The organism is Mesorhizobium sp. M0676 (assembly GCF_040320535.1).
Lineage (GTDB): Bacteria > Pseudomonadota > Alphaproteobacteria > Rhizobiales > Rhizobiaceae > Mesorhizobium.
This window is the reverse complement of sequence record NZ_JAMYPU010000003.1, coordinates 240855-260063: the sequence shown is the minus strand read 5'-3', so window position 1 is coordinate 260063 and position 19209 is coordinate 240855. Positions and strand designations below refer to the sequence as shown.

Genomic DNA, 19209 nt, shown 5'->3' with positions numbered 1-19209 from the left:
AACGCTATTCCTTTATATCGACGCCCGAGAAATCATGGTGATCAAAGGGGTCCATGACATAGCCCGTCACCTGTTCGCGCATCGGCATCGAGACCACGGAGTGGGCGATAGCGACCCACGGCATCTGCTCCCTGAAGATCGTTTGCGCCTGCGAATAGAGTTTTGCGCGGGCAGCGGGATCGACGATCCCGGCTGCCTGCTTGAGCAGATCGTCGAAGGCCGGAAAACACCAGTTGGCACGATTGGTGGTGCCGACGCCGGCACAGCCAAGCGGCACGGACAGGAAGTTGTCGGGGTCGCCATTGTCGCCGGTGAAGCCGAACAGCATGGCGCCGTCGCGGTCGCGTGACTTCGAGCGCGCAAGGTATTCTGTCCACTCATACGTCACGACTTCCACGTTGACACCGATCTTTGCCAGGTCGGACTGGATCATTTCGGCCATACGCTGCGCATTCGGGTTGTAGGGACGCTGCACCGGCATCGCCCAGATCTTCATGTGCAGGTCTTTTACGCCGGCATCGGCGAGCCCCTGCCTGGCGGCAGCGGGGTCGAAGACATGATCGGGGCTCGTCTTGTCATAGGCCCAGGAGGTCGGCGGCAGCGGATTGCGTGCGACTTCACCGGTGCCGCGGAACACGACGTCGACCAGCGCCTGGGTGTCGATGGCCATGGCGATCGCCTTCCTCACCCTTGGATCGTCGAAGGGCTTCTGCAAGGTGTTGAAGGCGAGGTATCCCGTATTGAGGCCCTCCTGCCGCATGACCTTGATGCCGGGTGTCGCCTTGATCGCCTCCAGGTCGGCCGGATTTGGATAGGGCATGAGATCGCATTCGCCGGCGCGCAGCTTTTCCATGCGAATGCTGGCATCGGTGGCAATGGCGAAGACGAGATCGTCGATCTTCGGCTTGCCGCGCCAGTAGTCCGGATTGGCCTTGTAGCGGATGACTGCATCCTGCTGGTAGTCGACAAGCTGGAATGGACCCGTCCCGACCGGCTTCAGCGCCAGATCGAGAAGCCGCTTCTCGGCGACGAGCTTGTCGGCATATTCCTTGGAAACGAGCGAAGCGAAATCCATCGCCAGGTCGGCAAGCATCGGCGAATGCGGCGCCTTCAGCGTCATCACCACAGTATGGTCGTCAAGCTTGCGCCAACCGGCGACAAGATCCGGCATGCCGATGCCGTCGAAGTAAATGTACTGGCGTTTGGCGTAATTGTTGAACGGGTTCTGCGCGTTGGCCTGCCGGTCGAAGGTAAACAGCACATCATCGGCGTTGAAGTCGCGGCTCGGCGTAAAACCCTCGACGCTGTGGAACTTCACGCCGTGCCGCAGGTGGAATGTGTAGGTGAGGCCGTCGTCGGAAATCTCCCAGCGTTCGGCAAGGCCGGGGCGCACCTTGGTGGTGCCGGGATCGAACTCGACCATGCGGTTGTAGAGAGCGGTGGCCGAGGCGTCGCGGGATCCGGAGGCGAGTGCGGGATCGAACGTATCGGGGCTAACCTCGGTGCAGTAGACCAAGGTCTTGGCTACGGATTGATGGACCGGCAACGCACATGGAAAAAGCGCCGCCAGCAAGAGAACGAAGTGCCTGCGTGTCATGATCCCCCCAGGGTTGGGAAGACGCTAGCAGAAGCCGGCACTGACGGTAAGTAAGCCGGCCGGTCTTTCGCGCGCCAAGACTGTTTTCCACCTTGAGTTGACACAAGGAATTAGCCGCGCCTCTGTGAAATGGCGGACAGACCCGGCCGCCGTTTTGCATGAACCTTTCCGCTTCAGCCTGCGACTGACGACCAGGCGCCGCATGGTGCGGGCCGGAAAGGATGCCCCCATGACTAGGACCCCAGAGGCTCCACGGTCTCCGGGACCAACGCAAGCTCAGCGCGACCACCGCCTTCGGGATGGAGTCGATGCGCTGGGCTTTCGGCTGATTCCGTTGACCCTGCGCAGGAGCAGGCGTATCGTGAAGATGAGGAAAGCAGACAATTCGATCAGGGACGAACGTGCCGGAACGCCGCGCCTTGCCCTGTTTCGCGCGGCCGGACCGGATGTTCCTCCCGAAAACTTCGGGGGGAGTTTTATGTCCTGCGATCGCGGCGCGTCCATGTCGTCTCCAAGCGGCGGTTTGCGCCGTTCGCTCCATCTGGCCGGCGGTTTGCTTGCCCTGGCGCTGAGCGCCGCGCTCTGGTTGGGCACAGCCGCCCAAGCGCAGGAAACCCAGATCATCTATCCCGGCTCGATGGCGGTCACCGGATTTTCCGGCACCGTCATTCCCAATTTCGACTCTGCCGATTCCGAAAGGGGGGGGCTGCCGCCCGGCGTCGACCCAGTCGACGAAACCTTCATCGACACGACGCGCGCCACCTTGCGCGTCTTCGACGTTTCGGCGCTCGGCGGACCGGCTTCCGGCCAGCTCGTCTACACGCCGCCGCCTTTCGAGGTGACGGCCGAACAGATCGGCCAGGTATTCGCCATCACCTATGATGACGGTGTGCGCGACGGCGTTCCCTCGGGCGTCCCCAACCTCTATGCCGGCGCTACCTCGCTGCACGGCATCCGTATCGTCACCCCGGACGAAGATGCCGACGGTCGGCCCGAGCGACAGCGCCGCGGAACCGCAGGCGCCGTCTTCATGGACGGCCAGTTCGGCACCGAAAGCGGTGGCGGTCCGGGCACGATCTGGAAGATCGACGGCATCACCGGCGCGGTCTCCAAATTCGCCGACATTGACACCAACAGCGGTTCCGGCATCGGCGACATCAGCTTCGACAGCAATCACCGCGAGTTCTTCGCCAGCGATCTCGACACCGGCCTCATCCACCGCCTCGACGCCAACGGCACGCTGATCGACACATTCGATCACGGCGTTGCCGGGCGGTCGGCGCATGGGCTGGCTCCCGTCGCCGATGACGGTGCGGTGATGGACATACAGGGTGCTGCCTTCGACTCGGAAGACCCCGACACATGGGGCTACACGCAGGACGAACGCCGCGTCTGGTCCGTCGCCTATCATGGCGGCCGGCTCTATTATTCGGTCGGCGAAAAGGCCGAGATCTGGTCGGTTGGCATTGCCCGCGATGGCAGCTTTGCCGGTGATCCGCGCTGGGAGCTGACGGTCAAGGCCGACAAGGACTACGCCGTCACCGACATCGCCTTCGACAACCAGGGCTTCATGTATCTGGCGCAGCGCGGCCCGGTCGAGAATCGCTACGATTACAGCCAGTTCGCCGATTCCGGCAAGGGCGAGGTCATCCGCTACTGGCGCGAAAACCCGGACGATCCGGCGACGGAATCGGTCTGGGTGGAAGAGCCGCAGGAATATGCAGTCGGCTTCCCGCAAGGCAACCGGCAGTCGGCCGGTGGGCTCGACCTGCAATATGGCTATGACGCCGACGGCAATCTCGACACCGGCGTGTGCACCGACACGCTGGTCAACACCGGCGACAAGCTGCGCGACAACCCGACACTTGCCGACCAGCTCGCCGCCGGCGGGCCGCTTGCCGTGCACGGCGTGCAGATCACGCCGACGCCGTTGGTCAAGCCGGCCAACGTGCCGCCTTTCGGCTCGTGGTTCGTCGACTTCGACGGCTATTTCGAAGACCCAGAAGTGGAAGGCCATGTCGGCGACGTCGAGGTCTGGCACCCCTGCGACGGCCGTGCCGGCTATTATGAAGAGATCCCAGGCGGTTATCTGCCGCCGTTCTATCCGCCGGGCTTCCCACCGCCCGGCGATCTGCCTCCGTGCATCGATGTCGAGGATGTTCAGTTCTACTGCACGCCTCGCGGCCTCCAGGCCGACCTCTATCTCCATGACCATGCCGGCTTTGGCGGCGATTCGATCAAGGTCCAGTCCATGACACCAGGCGTCGGGGTGACATCACCCCAGTCGCATGCTCCCGGTAAGCCTTACACGGTCGACATCACCGGCCATTCTCCGGGCGACAGAGTCGATGTTGGACTTTGCTTCTACAGGCAGTCCGACAAGGACAAGGGTGGCTACTACCCTTGCTGCAAGATGACTTTGCCGCTCAGAACCCCAGCCGTCAGCTGCGAACGTTGAGGAGGGGAAGATGAAAAATCTCGCACTTTCCCGGACCGCGAACAGCAGTCAATCCAACGTCATGGAGACCATCATGAAACCCCTGTCATATGCCAGGCGCGGCGCGCGCTGGCTGATGGCGGCCGGTATCGCGGTCGCCATGTTCACCCCTGTGGCAAGCCACGCCGAAGATGCAGTCCCGATCACTCCGGAACTGCGGCTCGACCTCGACAATTCAAAAATCGTCAATCCGAGGCCGGAACGGATCGTGCCGTTCTTCACCAAAACAGGCACACAGAGGAGCTGCGACTACGTCGTCTACTCCCTGAGCTTTGGCCTGCGCGGCGACTCGCAAGGCTTTGCCGACCCAAGCTTTTCGGCCAGGCTGAAGAAACTCCAACTCGACTTCAAGGATCAGCTTCCGCACGGTCTTGCGATCGTCAACGTCAACGTGTCCGGCGACGGCACGGATGCGTCTGGCGGACTGCTGCCGGGTGCGACAATCAGCACCTCGGCTAATCCGAACGATACGGCAACGGTTTCCGATTTCCGGATTTCCACCACCGATCTCGACGGCGCTGGGGCTGGCAATGAACGCGTCATCAATTTCAAGATCACCGCCAAGATCGACCATGCGGCGTTTCCTTCGCCGACCATCGTCGACAACCAGGGCATGATCAAGGTGACGCCGGGCGTCGGCACGGGGGCCATCATCCCGTCGCAGGATCCGGGCAAGCCCTACGATGGCGACTACAAGACCGGGGCCAAGACCTCGATCAAGATCGACCTCACCAACTGTGACAAGCGGCCTCCGCCTCCCGACCGGGAATGTTTCAAGGTGGAGCGCGGCACGGTCGATTGCGTGCAAGGCGGCGGCGCGTTCATCTACCACATGCCTGTCGGCCCGGAGATGGGCGGCAAATGGGTGCAGGTATCGACGACGACCCCAGGCATCACCATCATCCCCGACACGCAATTGGTGCCGGCGGGCGGCGGTGTGCTGAACTGGAAGATCGTCGGTGCATCGCCCGGCGACGTCATCCACCTCATCGTCACCGGCATCGAGACCTATGCCGGCCCGAAGGAGGGTTGGGGACTATGCTGCACGCAGACCATCGACATCGTCATCCCGCGTGACTTGAGATGTCCCCCCAAGGACAAGGAACCGGACCTCAAGGTCGAGAAACGCGCCGACGTGACGCGTTGCACGATGGGCGGCGGCTGCGACTTCACCATCAAGGTCACCAATGTCGGCGACGGGCCGTATCACGGCAAGATCGTGCTCGACGAGGTGACGCTGCCGGCCGGCTCGACTCTGGATTCAGGGCCCAACCCGCCCTGGGTATGCATGCCCGGCGTGACCCCGATGACGTGCACCTATCCGGTGACCACGCTCAATCCGGGGGCCTCCATCAACCTCAAGCTCGGCTTCAAGCCGGCGGGTGGTTGGCAAGGCAGCGCGTTGCGCAACTGCGCCACCTATAATTACGGCGCCAGCGGCAAGCCGCTGTTCGGCAGCCAGCAGAACGATCGCGGCTGTGCCTCGATCCCGATCTGCCGGCGTGGCGACCGCGACCGCGATTGCCGGCCCCCGGTCGACAAGAAGGTCGACTTGATCCTGAAGAAGCGTGCCCGCATCCCGGTCTGCACGCCCGACGGCATCTGCTACTTCGTGATCGACATCATCAACAATGGCAGCGTCCCCTATAATGGGCCGTTGACGGTTGTCGACAATTACCCGGGCGGCGCGCCGGCCTCTTCGACCTTCGGCCCGTCTCCGCCCTGGACATGCGGACCGAACGGTCCCGGCCAGTTCCGCTGCGACAATGCCGGCATCGTGCTGATGCCGGGCGCATCGACGCCGATCGTCGTCAGGGCGGTCATGCCGGCCGGCTACCAGTCGGATTCGGTCGAGAACTGCGCGGCGCTGAAGCCCGTCTCCGGTGAGGTCGACCTCACCAACAACAAGGCCTGCGCCAAGGAACGCTTCCGTCATCCCAATGGCGGCAAGCCGACCCTACGCATCACCAAGGTCTGCAATGGCTCGCTCGCCGGTGCGGCGGTGGTTTCCTGCCGCATCACCGTCATCAGCCTTGGCACCTCTGCCCCCACCGGTCCGGTGCGGGTCAACGATGCTGCCACGCTGATATCGGGTGGCGCGCCGGTCCAGATCCAGACCGTCACACCCGACGGTGCGGAATGGGCCTGCGGAGCGGTTCCGGCCAATGCGCTGTCATGCCAGATACCCGGCGCCGCGATGACGCCCGGAACCTCCAGGCACTTCGACGTGACGGTCTTGGCCAATGGCGCGTTCGAGAACTGCGCACGCGGCTCATACGGCCCGGCCCCTGGAGACGACGTCGTCTACCCGATCGGCCAGGCCTGCGCCAAGGGCGGCGGCACGTCCACCATTAGCGTCAAGAAGACCGGCGATGCCGAGTGCCAGCCGGGGCAACCCTGCTCGTTCGAGATCACCATCACCAATGATGGCCAGACCGCCTTCTCCGGTCCGGTCCGCATCGGCGATGCGATCGGGGTGGACGGGCTGGGGCGGCTGCAAGGCGTCGCGATCACCTCGATCGAACCGCCCTTCGGCTGCTCGCCCGAACCGACGACCTTGCCGTTGACCTGCATTGCCAATCTGACGCTCGGCGCCGGGGAAAGCCATGTGCACAAGGTCACCGTGGTCCTCCCGGATGCCCCCCTGGCCAATCTGCAGGGCAACGTCAGCGGCCAGAACTGCGTCGGCGTCTTGTCTCCCGACACCAGGGTGCAAGGCGGCGGCGACGTACTGCCCGGTGACCTGACCAACGTCCAGGGCGATCGCGGTAAGGCCTATGCCTGCCATCCGTTCACCATCAAGCGCGAGGTGAAGAAGGAATGCTCGCCAGGCTTCGTCATGAACGATGCCGGCCGGTGCGTGTGTCCGGAAGGCACGACGTTCCGCAACGGCCAGTGCTCGCCCGACGGCGGCGTCATCATCCAGCCGAAGGATCCGAGGCCCTGCGTGCTGCTCAAGGGCCAGATCCGCACCGAGGATGGACGCTGTGTCTGCCCGCGCGGAACCGAGCTTGAGAACGGCGCTTGCGTCAAGACCGACAAGCCTGGCTGCGCCATCCCCGGTTCGGTCCCGACGTCGGACGGCAATGGCTGCTACTGCCCGGAAGGTACGCATCTCGACCGACAGGCAAATGCCTGCGTGCGCGACAAGCAGAAGCCCGAGCAGTGTAACATACGCGGCCAGGTTCATGACGCCGATGGCGATTGTGTCTGCCCGCGTGGGACAGAGGTGCGCAACGGAGCCTGCCGGCCGATCCGGCCAAAGCCTGAACAGTGCTCGGTCCGTGGTCAGATCCACAACGCCAATGGCGATTGCGTCTGCCCGGGCGGCACAGAAGTCAGGGGCAAGGTCTGCCGGCCGATCCGGCCGAAGCCCGAGCAGTGCTCGATCCGCGGCCAGGTCCATGACGCCAATGGCAATTGTGTCTGCCCGCGGGGTACCGAGGTGCAAGGCAATGCCTGCCGGCAGAAGAAGCCTGTGCTGGAACAGTGCGACATACGCGGCCAGGTGCACAACAAGCGCGGCGAGTGTGTTTGCCCGCGCGGCACCCAGGTGATCGACGGCGCGTGCCGCAAGCCGAGGCCGCAGGTGGGAGACTGCGCCCCGGGCTCGCAGATGGTCGGCGGCCAGTGCGTGCCGATCATCAAGCGGCGCTGCCCCGAAGGCACGGTTGGTCGGTTCCCGAACTGCAGGGCGATCCGGCAGCAGCCGTCGCTCGATCCGACCCTGTTGCTCAATCCAGGTGTCCTTCAGCAGTTCATACCGAAGCGCACGCCGCAGACGCAGGTACAGCCGCAAAGGGATCCGGCGGCCAACTTCAAGCCATAGGATCTGGATACGAGTCAAAATTCAGAACCCCGCCGGAGCGATCCGGCGGGGTTTTTCTTTCAGCGCGATCGCGGTCCGCCGCATCTCGTCGTCGAAATGCCGGTGCAATCTTCCTCGGACACCGGCAAGCCGATGTCGCCCGACGGTCCTTCGATAAAGCCGTCCAGCGACGGAATAGACGGTCCTTCTCATCTGAGCTCTCGTTTCTGTTTTCGCCAATCAGGCCATACCGGAAGCGAGGCCGAGCAGGTAATGAGCCGGGCCCGCTCCTAGCCAGCAAATACCGACTTTCCCTTTTCGGGATCATGGTCTAGGCAGACGTTTGGATCGCGCCCGCAAACAGGGCGCCCAAAGGGGCCGCATCATGAGCAGGAAGACCCTGATCGCGCCATCGGTGCTGGCGTCGAATTTCTCGAAGCTCGGCGACGAGGTCGAGGCGGTGACGGCGGCCGGCGCCGACTGGATCCATCTCGACGTGATGGACGGGCATTTCGTGCCCAACATCACCTTCGGCCCGCCGGTGATCAAGGCCATCCGCAACCGCACCAAGGCCTTTTTCGACTGCCATTTGATGATTGCGCCGGCCGATCCTTATCTGGCCGCCTTTGCCGATGCCGGCTGCGACGGCATGACCGTGCATGCCGAGGCCGGACCGCATCTCGACCGCTCGCTTCAGACCATCAAGGGTCTCGGCAAGAAGGCCGGCGTATCGCTCAATCCGGCGACGCCGGAAAGTGCGATCGAATATGTGCTCGACCGGCTCGACCTGATCCTGATCATGACCGTCAATCCGGGCTTTGGCGGCCAGGCCTTCATCCCGGCCATGGTCGACAAGGTCAAGCGGGTGAAAGCGCTGATCGGCAACCGGCCGATTCGCATCGAGATCGACGGCGGCGTGTCGCCGGAAACCGCCCCCCTGGTCACATCAGCCGGCGCCGATGTGCTGGTGGCAGGCGCCGCCATCTTCAAGGGCGGCAGCGTCGAAGCCTACCGGGCCAATATAGAAGCCATCCGAACCGCGGCCGACCGGGCTGCCGGCTGACATCAGTTCCAGGGCAAGTTCCCGGCTGGTCGGTTCTCCTCGGCCTGATCTCCCTGCCTGATCCTTCGATCTCCCAAAAAGCCGTCAACGGGTGGCAGCCGCAAGGGCATCGCGGCAAGCGACAGGATCGCGGCATCCGCACTAGTTTTGGCCCATAAATCTAGTGGATAACTGCCGAAGGGATCTGCATGCGGGGAGAGGTCAATCCGGCGGCATGACGCGCGTTAAGAAAAAATTATCCGTATTCGGGATCTCGAAGCTGTTTCTCGAGGGCACCTGCCATGCTGGCAGACAAACTTTCTTCAGAAGAACAAGTTTTTCACGATTTTAGTTACTTCCGGCGGATAAGATGCGGTCAACCTTCCTCTTTAAGTCGAATATCGTGATCTTTCGCTTGAGGGGCGGATGCCTTAGGAGTTACAGTAAATTTACAGGGGAAAATCGTTTGCTTCGCGAACGGGCTAGCGGAGCATGGGAGAGCTACAGGAGTCATATTGACCTACGGATCTGCCGATGTGAGCGAAGGCGCGGGACCCAAGAGCACACTCGCTAGTACGGTCTATCAACAGCTTCGCGACGATCTCCTGCGCGGCGTGTTTGAAAGTGAAAGCAAGCTTCGTGTCGAATGGGTGGTTTCCCGTTACGGCGCCGGCGCCTCACCGGTTCGCGAGGCCCTCAACCGACTTGCTTCGGAAGGCCTGCTCGGCCGCCACGACCAGCGCGGTTTCTTCATCATGCCGGTCAGTGCCCCGGAACTCGAGGAATTGACGCGCACCCGCTGCTGGCTGGAAGAGCGGGCGCTGCGTGAATCCATTGCCAACCGCACCGGCGAATGGGAAGAGCAGCTCGTGCTGGCCTTGCATCGCCTGGCGCGTGCCCCGCGCCGCTTGCCGGAGGATCCGTCCTCGAACAATCCGGAATGGGAAAAGCTGCACCGCGCCTTCCATCGGGCACTGATCGCAGGCTGCCGCTCGCATTGGCTGACCGGCTTTTGCGACCAGCTTTCGGATCAGGCCTCCCGTTACCGGCTGATCTCCCAGGACGGCAGCGAGCGCGACGAAATCAGTGAACATCGGCTGATTGCGGAGCGCACGGTGGATGGCGATGCCGACGGCGCCGTTGAAGCCCTCCTCAACCACTACCGTCTGACGGCAGCCATGTGCATGGAGCGCTTCAACGACAGCGGCGATCCACGCGTGAGCGCCACCAAGGCGCTGCGCAGCCGCAGATAGAAGCGCTTCCGGTCTGCTATCCAAAATCCGCCCGCTATCCAAGTCCGGTTGCCTTCATCTGATCGGCGGCAAACCCGATTTCACGTTTTTGCCGGACGGAGGCGAAATCGTTTCCTTTGTTCCAAGGCCATGCGCTAGAGCCGGATGATTTCAGGCCGAATCGACCTGAAATCATCCGGCTAAATCAAAGGGTAGAGCATGTCCTCCGAAAACCGCTTCACACTTTTCGGCATCATGCTCTAGGGAAGGCGCATGACCAATCACCTGTTCGACGCGTTCCGCAGCCGGATTTCAGCCTCCGAGCGCATCCTGATGGCGACCGATGACGGACGCGCGATCGCCTATCGCGACATGCTGGCGCAATCGGCACAGCTGGCACATGCGCTGAGGCATTTCGGCGTCGAGCCTGGCGACCGCGTTGCCGTGCAGGTCGAAAAAAGCCCCGAATGCATTTTCCTTTACCTCGCCTGCCTGCGCGCCGGCGCGGTCTTCCTGCCGCTCAACACCGCCTACACGCTGGCCGAACTCGGCTATTTCTTCGGGGATGCCGAGCCGCGGCTGGTCGTCTGCGACCCGGCCCGCGCCGGCGCTATCGCGCCGTTGGCGCAGGCGTCGGGTGCTGCCACCGTCACGCTTGGCAGCAATGGTGAGGGCTCGCTGACCGCACTGGCGGCACAACAGCCCACGGATTTCGACGCCGTGGCGCGCGGGCCGGACGATCTGGCCGCAATCCTTTACACATCCGGCACCACCGGACGCTCCAAGGGCGCCATGCTCAGCCATGAAAACCTGGCCTCCAATGCGCGCGTGCTGGTCGAGCAATGGCGTTTCACCGGGGATGACGTGCTGATCCACGCGTTGCCGATCTTCCACACGCACGGCCTGTTCGTCGCCACCAACGTCACCCTGATGGCCGGAGCCTCGATGCTGTTCGAGCGGAAATTCGACGCCGGCCGCATCGTCTCGCTCTTGCCCCGCGCGACAGTGCTGATGGGGGTGCCGACCTTCTATACCAGGCTCCTGCAGCAGGATGGGCTGGATGCCCAGGCGGCGAAGAACATCCGCCTGTTCGTTTCCGGCTCGGCGCCGCTGCTCGCCGAAACGCACAAGGCCTGGCGCGAGCGCACCGGCCATGCCATTCTCGAGCGCTACGGCATGACCGAGACCAACATGAACACGTCGAACCCCTATGAGGGCGAGCGTCGGGCCGGCACGGTCGGCTTCCCGCTGCCCGGCGTTTCGCTGCGCATCGCCGACCCTGACAGCGGCGATGCGCTTGGCCAGGGTGAAGTCGGCATGATCGAGGTCAAAGGTCCGAATGTCTTTTCCGGCTATTGGCGCATGCCGGAAAAAACCAAGGCGGAGTTTCGCAAGGACGGCTTCTTCATCACCGGCGACCTCGGCATCATCGACGCGGACGGCTACGTCCACATCGTCGGCCGCGGCAAGGATCTCATTATCTCCGGCGGCTACAACATCTATCCCAAGGAGATCGAGAGCGAGATCGACGCCGTTGCTGGCGTCTTGGAAAGTGCCGTCATCGGAATTGCCCATCCCGATTTCGGCGAAGGCGTCACCGCTGTCGTGGTGCGGGCGCCGGCATCGCAGATCACCGGGGCCGAGATCGTTGGCGCCATTGCCGGCCAGCTGGCCAAATACAAGCACCCGAAGCAGGTGATCTTCGTCGACGAGCTGCCGCGCAACACGATGGGCAAGGTGCAGAAGAACCTGCTGCGCGAGACCTACAAGGGTCTCTACGGCTAATCCATAGCCGGCTAGTTTCTTTGCCCAAGCGCTTCGCCTGGACATCTCTGTTCGCGGTTCGGCAGTGGCGCCTTTTACGTGCGCGGCTTTTTCACCCGAGTGCTGGAACCCCACAAAGCGCGGTTCAGCAGGCTGCGTTTGCGCTTGCGCGGGATGAGGTCGACGTCGCTGACGAGCTTGGCGCCGCCCTCCCGCCGCTCCAGGGTGATCTTGCGGCTGTGGAAGGCTTCGAGCTCCGCACGATGCGCCACGCTGATGATGGTGACGTCAGGCAGTTCGCGGATCACCGTCAACATCATCGTGTCCTGGCTCTTCTCGTCGAGCGCCGAAGTCGCTTCATCCAGCACCACGATATCGGGGCGATGCAGCAGCAGGCGCGCGAAGGCGAGGCGTTGCTTTTCGCCGCCCGACAGCGTCTGGTCCCATGGCGCCTCTTCCTTGATCCTGCCGGTGAGATAGCCAAGCCCCACCTTGTCGAGGGCAGCCTTGATTTGCTTGATGGTCCACTTGTCCGCCGCCGCGGGATAGGCGACCGCGCGGCGAAGCGTTCCGGAAGGGATGTAGGGGCGTTGCGGCAGCATGAACAGGCGCCTGTCGGTGTGGAAATTGACGCTGCCGCCGCCCCATGGCCACAGGCCCGCGACGGCCCGCACCAGCGTCGACTTGCCTGAACCGGATTCGCCTGAAACCAGCACCCGCTCGCCCGGCTCGATCACGACCTCGGTTTCCTTGACCACGGAGGTGCCGTCGTCGAGTGTCACGGAAAGATTGTCGAGGCTGAGGATGGCGCCGTCTTCCGCTTCGCCCCGGTTGATGCGTCCGAGCGCATCGCTCTGCTCGGCGCGCTCGAGCCCGTCGAGCGACATCATCAGCGAGGCAATGCGCCGCGCGGAGGCGTTCCAGTCGGCTAGGCGCGGATAGTTGTCGACCAGCCAGCCGAACGCGCCTTGCACGATGCCAAAGGCAGACGCCGCCTGCATCACCTCGCCAAGCGTCATCGAGCCTTCGAGGAATTTTGGCGCGCACAAAAGGATCGGCACGACCGGCGCAAACAGGCTCGATCCCTGCGACACCGCCGCCGTGCGCATGTGCTGTCCGGTCAGCAGAGCCCATTGCCTCAGCACGTGGCCGAAATTTCTGTCGATGCCGCTGCGCTCCTCGTCCTCGCCGCCCAGCAAGGCGATGCTCTCGCCGTTTTCGCGCACACGCGTCAGCGTGTAGCGCAGTTCGGCCTCCGCCTGGTTCTTCCGCTCGGAGAGCTGGACGAAATCGCGGCCGATGACCACCATCGAGGTCGAGGTTATGGCGGCATAGATGATCGCGGTGATGACCAGAAAGCCGGGAATGGTGATGCTCTCGCCGCCGATCGGCAGGGTGAGCGCGCCGCCGATGGTCCACAGCACGACGATAAAGGTCGAGGCCGACAGGAACGCGTTGAGGACGCCGGCGGTGAAATCGACCGGCGACTCGGTGGCGATGCGCAGGTCCTCGGTCATGCGGGCCTCGGGGTTCTGGTGGTCGCCGCCCACGAGGTTCAGCTGGTAGTAGCGGCCGTTTGCCAGCCAGCGCGCGACGACCCCGGTGGTCAGCCAGGAACGCCAGCGGCGCTGGATCGTCATGCGCAGATAGACCTGCGCGACGACAAGGCTGCCGCTGCAGATCACCAGCGGCACGAATACGGCGCTGAGGAGATAGACCGTGCGGGCGTTGCGCTGCTCGAGGGCATCGAACATCGAGCGGTTCCAGACGTTGATGCCATACTGGAAACCGATGTTGATGCAGATCAGCAGCAGCACTCCGATCGTCAAAGGCCAGGCGAGCTTGTCGCCATGCCTCCCCCAATAGCCGCGCCCGCTGATCCAGAAACGCCGCAGCAGATATTTTTTGCGCGCCTGCTCGGCCTGCTCGGGCGTCAGCTTGGGATCGGGTTCGACGGCATCCGGCGGCGGCGCAGCCTCGCCAACGGGCTCGGACGCGGCTACGGCGGCCGATGCTTTTTTCTCGCGCGGCGTGTCCTCGCGCGGTCCATCTCCGCGCGTTTGCCGTGACGGCTTTTCCCGACGCGACTTCGTGGCATCGCGCGCTTCGATGCCGTCGGCCGGTTTCGATTTGGGTTTTGCCTCGGACATATGCCCCGACAACGACCTCCATATCAAAAGGTTTCATGGTATGCGCCTGCCCGACGTTTCAGGAAACGCCCGTCATTGCGGATATAAAAGCCCAACGACATGTTCTGCGATGGCGAGGCTGGCGGTAAGGCCAGGGCTCTCGATGCCGAACAGATTGACGATCTGGCCGTCCCTGTGGTCAGCCGGTCCCTGGATGACGAAGTCGGCGGCCGGCTGTCCCGGACCCGACAGTTTCGGCCTGACACCGGCATAGGCCGGTTGCAGGGCGCCATCCGCCAGGCCGGACCAGTAGCGCCTGATTTCGTCGTAGAAGGCAGCGCCTCGTGCGGGATCGACGGTATAGTCGACGCGATCGATCCATTCGACATCTGGGCCAAAGCGCGCGCTCCCCGACATGTCGAGGGTCAGGTGCACGCCGAGGCCGCCATGGACCGGCACCGGATAGATCAGCCGCGAAAAGGGCGAGCGGCCGGAAAGCGCGAAATAATTGCCGCGCGCCAGCCACAGCGGCGGAACACGGTCTTGCGGGAGGCCTTCGATGCGGCCGGCGAGCGCCTGCGCGTCGAGGCCGGCGGCGTTGATGAAGGCGCCGGTCTTCAAGGTGAAACCCTCGCCATCGGCGTCGCGCGTGTCGATCCGGATGCCATCGGCTTCGATGCTCGCGCCTGAGACAACGGTGAGCAAGGCGAAAGAGGCGCCGGCCGCTTCCGCGTCTCCACGCAATGACAGCATCTGCGCCTGGCTGTCGACGATGCCGGTCGACGGCGACAGCAGCGCGCCGGCGCAGCTCAGCGCCGGTTCCAGGCTTTCGGCCTCTGCGCGCGTCAAAAGCTTGAGGTCACCGACTCCGCATTGCGCCGCGTTGATCTGGATCGCCTGCAGTTTATCCAACTGGTCGGGTTCGACGGCAACGATCAGTTTGCCGGTGCGATGATGGGCGACGTCGTGCTCGCGGCAATAGGCATAGAGACGCTCGCGGCCGTTGACGCAGAGACGGGCCTTCAGGCTGCCCGGCGTATAATGAAGCCCGGCATGGATGACTTCCGAATTGCGCGAACTGGTGCCCGTGCCGATGGCTGCGGCCTTCTCGACCACCAGCACCTCGCGGCCCGACAGCGCCAGCGCGCGGGCAATGGCGAGGCCGACAACACCGGCTCCGGCGACAACGCAGTCGACATCATGCATAGGTGGACTTTAGCGCGGACTGTCCGCGCCTGCAAAAACCTTGTCGCCGCCGATCCAGACGCCGTTGACGTCGAGGGCGTCCGACAGGGCGACAATATCGGCAGCCGTGCCATTGGCGAAGCGGCCGAGCCGGTGGGCCTGGCCGACCGCCTGCGCCGGATAGAGCGAGGCCATGCGCAACGCTTCCGACAGGTCCAGCCCGACAATCCGGTGGACGTAGCGAACCGCCGAGATCATATCGAGATCGGCGCCGGCCAGCGTGCCGTCGGCCAGCCTCAGGCTGCCATCCTTGCGATAGATGATGCGGCCGTTGAGGGTGAACGATGTCATGTCGGTGCCGATCGTCGCCATGGCGTCTGTAACCAGCACGATCTTGCCCGGTCCCTGCTTGGCGCGCAGCGCGATTGCCATGGTGGCGGGATCGACATGGATGCCGTCGGCGATGATCCCGGCCGACAGACTGCCTATGTCGATGGCCGCACCCGCCAGCCCCGGCTCACGGTTGCCGATCTGGCTCATGGCGTTGAACAGATGTGTGACCACGCTGGCGCCGGCATCGGCAAAGGCTCTGGCCGTGGCGTAGCCGGTGTCGGAATGGCCGAGGCTGACAATCACACCGGCCTTGGCCAAGGCCGCAACGCGGGCAGGCTCGACGGATTCAGGCGCTATCGTCGTCAGCAGCACCGGCAGGTTTTTGCGTGCCGCGACCAGCGCCGCTTCATCCGCATCCGTCATCGGCCGGATCAGCGCCGGTTCATGCGCGCCCTTGCGGGCGACGGAGAGATGCGGCCCTTCGAGATGCAGGCCGAGAAATCCCGGCAGTTTTTGCCGTGCCGCCCCGGTGCCGGCGGCAATGGCCGCGGCGATGATGTCAGGCGTATCTGTGATCAGCGTCGGCAGCAGTGCGGTCGTGCCGAACGGCGCATGCGCCCGGCAGATTGTTGCCAGCGAGGCGACATCGGGATGGTCGTTGAGCATGACGCCGCCGCCGCCATTGACCTGCAGGTCGACAAAACCCGGCACCAGCATGCCGCCCCCGGCGTCGATGCGGGCAACGCCCGACGGAATGGCGCCGACGGGATGAATGCCTTCGACCACATTGCCGTGCACGACAAGGGCGGCGTTGTCATGCCAGTCGTCGCCATCGAAAATTCGGGCGCCAGTCAGGGCAAAACGGTCGCTCATACGGTTTCCGTCACCTTGCGCAGATTGCGCGGTACATCCGGATCGAGGCCGCGATGGCGGGCGAAGGCTTCGACGAAGCCGTAGAAGGAGACGATCAGCGTCAGCGGGTCGGTCAAGGGATGACCGGTGGCGACATGCGGCAGCCGCGCCGCGCTCTTGGCTTTGTCCGAGGTTACAAAAACTGCTGCACCCTTGCCGGCAAGGTTGTCGGCAGCCTCTGCCACGGACGGCTCGGAGGCATCGCGGGCGGCGAGCGCCAGCACCGGGAAGCCTGGCCCGACCAGCGCCAGCGGGCCGTGCATGACTTCGGCTGCACTGTAGGCCTCGGCATGCATGCCGCAGGTCTCTTTGAATTTCAGCGCCGCCTCGTCGGCCATCGCCGCCGACGGGCCACGGCCGAGGATGAACAGCGATTGCGGCGTCTCCAATGCGCCGGCCAGCGCCATCCAGTCGCAGGCGATCGCCTTGCTGAAATGCTCGGGCAGGCGGGCAAGGGCGGCCAGCAGTCTGTCGTCGCCGGTGCAATGCGCCATCAGCGCCAGGCCGGCGACCGCCGAATTGACGAATGTCTTGGTCGCCGCGACGCTGCGCTCGGGGCCGGCCAGAATGTCGATGGCAAAATCCGAAGCCCGCGCCAGCGGCGAATCGGCGGTGTTGGTGATGGCGACGGTGAGCGCACCGCCGGCCCGTGCCGTCTCGGCCATGGCGACGATGTCAGGGCTCTTGCCGGATTGCGAGATGGCGAGGCAAGCGGAACCGGCGAGCTTAAGCTTGGCGCCGTAGATCGAGGCGATCGACGGACCGACCGATGCCACGGCCAGGCCGGCGGTCAGTTCGACGGCATATTTCATGAAGGTGGCGGCATGGTCGGACGAACCGCGCGCGACGGTAACGACGAAGCTCGGATCGCGCTCGCGAATGCCGCGTCCGGCCTCGGTCAGCACCGCCGCCGAGCCATCGAGCAGACGCGCGACGGCTTGCGGAATTTCGTCGATCTCGCGCCGCATATGGGTGGTCTTGGGGATCATGGTCGGCCCTCTTCGCTCGGCCCTGTCAGGCGCAGTTCGGCGACGAAATCATAGGCGTCGCCGCGGTAGATGGAGCGGGTGAACTCGATCACCTTGCCGCTCGCGAGATAGGAAATGCGTTCGATGTGCAGGCCGGCAATGCCGGATGGCACTTCGAGCAGACGCGCATCGGCGTCGCCGAGATTGGCGGCGGAAATGCGCTGCACCGCCCGCACCGGCCGGTTGCCGGTCAGTTGCAGCGCCGCATAGAGTGACGAGCCTATCCCGGCCGGATCCGGCAGCACGCTGGCCGACAACGAGGCGCGCTCGATGGCCAGCGGCGTGTCGTTTGCGATGCGCAGGCGCGCCACGCGCGCCACCAGCTCGTTCGAGGACAGGCCGAGCACCATCATCTCGTCGGGCGAGGGCGGGTAGAGGTCGCGGTCGAGCCAGGCTGAACGCACCGCCATGCCGCGCCTTGCCATGTCCTCGGTGAATGAAGTGAGCCTGGACAGCGACTGCTCGACGCGCTCCATGCGCGGCGCCACGAAGGTGCCGGAGCCGTGGCGCTGCACGAGGATGCCGCCCTTGACTAGGTCCTGCACCGCCTTGCGGACGGTGACGCGCGAAATGTCGGCCTTGGTGGCGATGTCGCGCTCGGAAGGCAGCGCATCGCCCGGCCCGATCAGGCCGCGATTGACGGCGTCCTCGATGCTTTTCCTGAGCTGCAGGTAGAGCGGGGCGCCGCTCTGCGACGACTGCCTCAGCGTGGCGAAGATCTGGTCGGCGGCATCGCTCATCGCGTCGCCTCCGCTTTGACGAAGATGCGGGCCGCCATCTGCACGGCGCCGCCCAGCGCATCGTCGAGCGGCGCTTTCAGCAGCGCCTGGTAGCGCTGGGAAAGGCGCGGCCCATAGAGCGGCGCCAGCCCGCCGAGCAGGCAGAGCGGGGCGTCATCAGAGAGGTCGAGCGCGTGGAGCGACGCCTCGACATCGGCAACCGACTTGTCCACGATCCAGTTGGCGACGCTGTCGCCCTTCTCGGCATGCTCGAAAACCTTGGGCGCGAAGCCGCCGAAATCGCCGGGCTTGGCATTGGTGGTGAACTCGACCACGTCTTCGGGATTGTTGCGGAAAATGGCCATCATGCTGTCGGTCAGGGCTGAGCGCGGCCGGACGCCGTCATGGGCGAGCAGCGTCTGCTCCAGCAGGTCGCGGCCGATGCGGGCGCCGCTGCCTTGATCACCGACCTGAAAGCCCCAGCCGCCGATGGCGCGCGACGTGCCGCCCTTGCGCGCCATATAGGCGGTGCCGGTGCCGAGGATGGCCATGGCGCCGTCACCAGAGCCGACTGCCCCTTCGAGCGCGATCTCGGCGTCCGTCTCGACGCGGCTGATGCTGAACGGCAGGATTGCTTCAAGCTGCTGGCGGTAGGTGCCGACATTGGCGCCGGCAAGGCCGAGAATGGCTGGTGTCTGCGGGATCAGGTCCGGATCTTGCCCGGCGGCGATGAAGGCCTGACGAGCAGCCTCGACGATGTGGGTGCGGGCGCCGGTGAGATCGGTGCGGATGTTGGCGGCGCCGCTTTTGGCACGGCCAATGACAACGCCATCGCCTGTCGCAAGGGCTGCCCTGCAGCTGGTGCCGCCGCCGTCGATACCGAGCACGAATTTCACACGATGTCTCCTCCGGGCGGATAATACCAATAAAATACCAATAGCCAAGGGATTAATTTCCGTTTCA

At 64.2% G+C, this 19209-nt stretch carries 12 protein-coding genes; 5 read left to right on the top strand and 7 right to left on the bottom strand.

Going from position 1 to position 19209, the window contains the following annotated elements:
- Positions 1–4 precede the first annotated feature (4 nt).
- Entirely contained in the window at positions 5–1597 is a 1593-nt protein-coding gene (locus NKI35_RS05135) for an ABC transporter substrate-binding protein (RefSeq protein WP_352738906.1), read from the bottom strand.
- Between the two features lie 202 nt (positions 1598–1799).
- Here NKI35_RS05135 and NKI35_RS05130 point away from each other — a divergent pair, with 202 nt between their 5' ends.
- The 5 genes from NKI35_RS05130 (at position 1800) to NKI35_RS05110 (ending at position 11961) form a co-directional block, all read left to right on the top strand.
- Positions 1800–4055, top strand: a complete 2256-nt coding sequence (locus NKI35_RS05130; RefSeq protein ID WP_352738903.1) for an NHL repeat-containing protein — start codon at positions 1800–1802, stop codon at positions 4053–4055.
- Between the two features lie 10 nt (positions 4056–4065).
- A complete protein-coding gene (locus NKI35_RS05125) occupies positions 4066–7923 on the top strand; it encodes a DUF7929 domain-containing protein (protein ID WP_352738901.1) in 3858 nt (1285 codons plus the stop codon).
- A gap of 364 nt (positions 7924–8287) precedes the next feature.
- On the top strand, positions 8288–8965 hold the full coding sequence (gene rpe, locus NKI35_RS05120) for a ribulose-phosphate 3-epimerase (protein ID WP_023729671.1): 678 nt from the start codon (positions 8288–8290) through the stop codon (positions 8963–8965).
- 494 nt (positions 8966–9459) lie between these two features.
- On the top strand, positions 9460–10197 hold the full coding sequence (locus tag NKI35_RS05115; protein ID WP_023694237.1) for a GntR family transcriptional regulator: 738 nt from the start codon (positions 9460–9462) through the stop codon (positions 10195–10197).
- 252 nt (positions 10198–10449) lie between these two features.
- Positions 10450–11961, top strand: coding sequence for a malonate--CoA ligase (locus tag NKI35_RS05110; RefSeq protein ID WP_352738899.1), 1512 nt, complete (start codon positions 10450–10452; stop codon positions 11959–11961).
- A gap of 74 nt (positions 11962–12035) precedes the next feature.
- Here the strand turns inward: NKI35_RS05110 and NKI35_RS05105 are convergent, their stop codons facing one another.
- The 6 genes from NKI35_RS05105 to NKI35_RS05080 form a co-directional block, all read right to left on the bottom strand.
- The gene (locus NKI35_RS05105) at positions 12036–14090 is read right to left on the bottom strand and encodes an ABC transporter ATP-binding protein/permease (protein WP_352738897.1); all 2055 of its coding nucleotides are present in this window, start codon (positions 14088–14090) and stop codon (positions 12036–12038) included.
- A 72-nt stretch (positions 14091–14162) separates the two neighbouring features.
- Positions 14163–15275 (bottom strand): NAD(P)/FAD-dependent oxidoreductase, encoded by a 1113-nt coding sequence (locus tag NKI35_RS05100; RefSeq protein WP_352738895.1) that lies wholly within the window; start codon positions 15273–15275, stop codon positions 14163–14165.
- A 9-nt stretch (positions 15276–15284) separates the two neighbouring features.
- Positions 15285–16460: an N-acetylglucosamine-6-phosphate deacetylase gene (nagA, locus tag NKI35_RS05095; protein ID WP_352738893.1), complete on the bottom strand. Its 1176-nt coding sequence runs from the start codon at positions 16458–16460 to the stop codon at positions 15285–15287.
- Entirely contained in the window at positions 16457–17488 is a 1032-nt protein-coding gene (locus NKI35_RS05090) for an SIS domain-containing protein (RefSeq protein WP_023668848.1), read from the bottom strand. Before NKI35_RS05090 ends, nagA begins: the two co-directional genes overlap by 4 nt.
- The gene (locus NKI35_RS05085; RefSeq protein WP_023668847.1) at positions 17485–18267 is read right to left on the bottom strand and encodes a GntR family transcriptional regulator; all 783 of its coding nucleotides are present in this window, start codon (positions 18265–18267) and stop codon (positions 17485–17487) included. Before NKI35_RS05085 ends, NKI35_RS05090 begins: the two co-directional genes overlap by 4 nt.
- Positions 18264–19142 (bottom strand): glucosamine kinase nucleotide-binding domain-containing protein, encoded by an 879-nt coding sequence (locus NKI35_RS05080; protein WP_023668846.1) that lies wholly within the window; start codon positions 19140–19142, stop codon positions 18264–18266. The genes NKI35_RS05085 and NKI35_RS05080 overlap by 4 nt, the downstream gene beginning before the upstream one ends.
- Positions 19143–19209 lie beyond the last annotated feature (67 nt).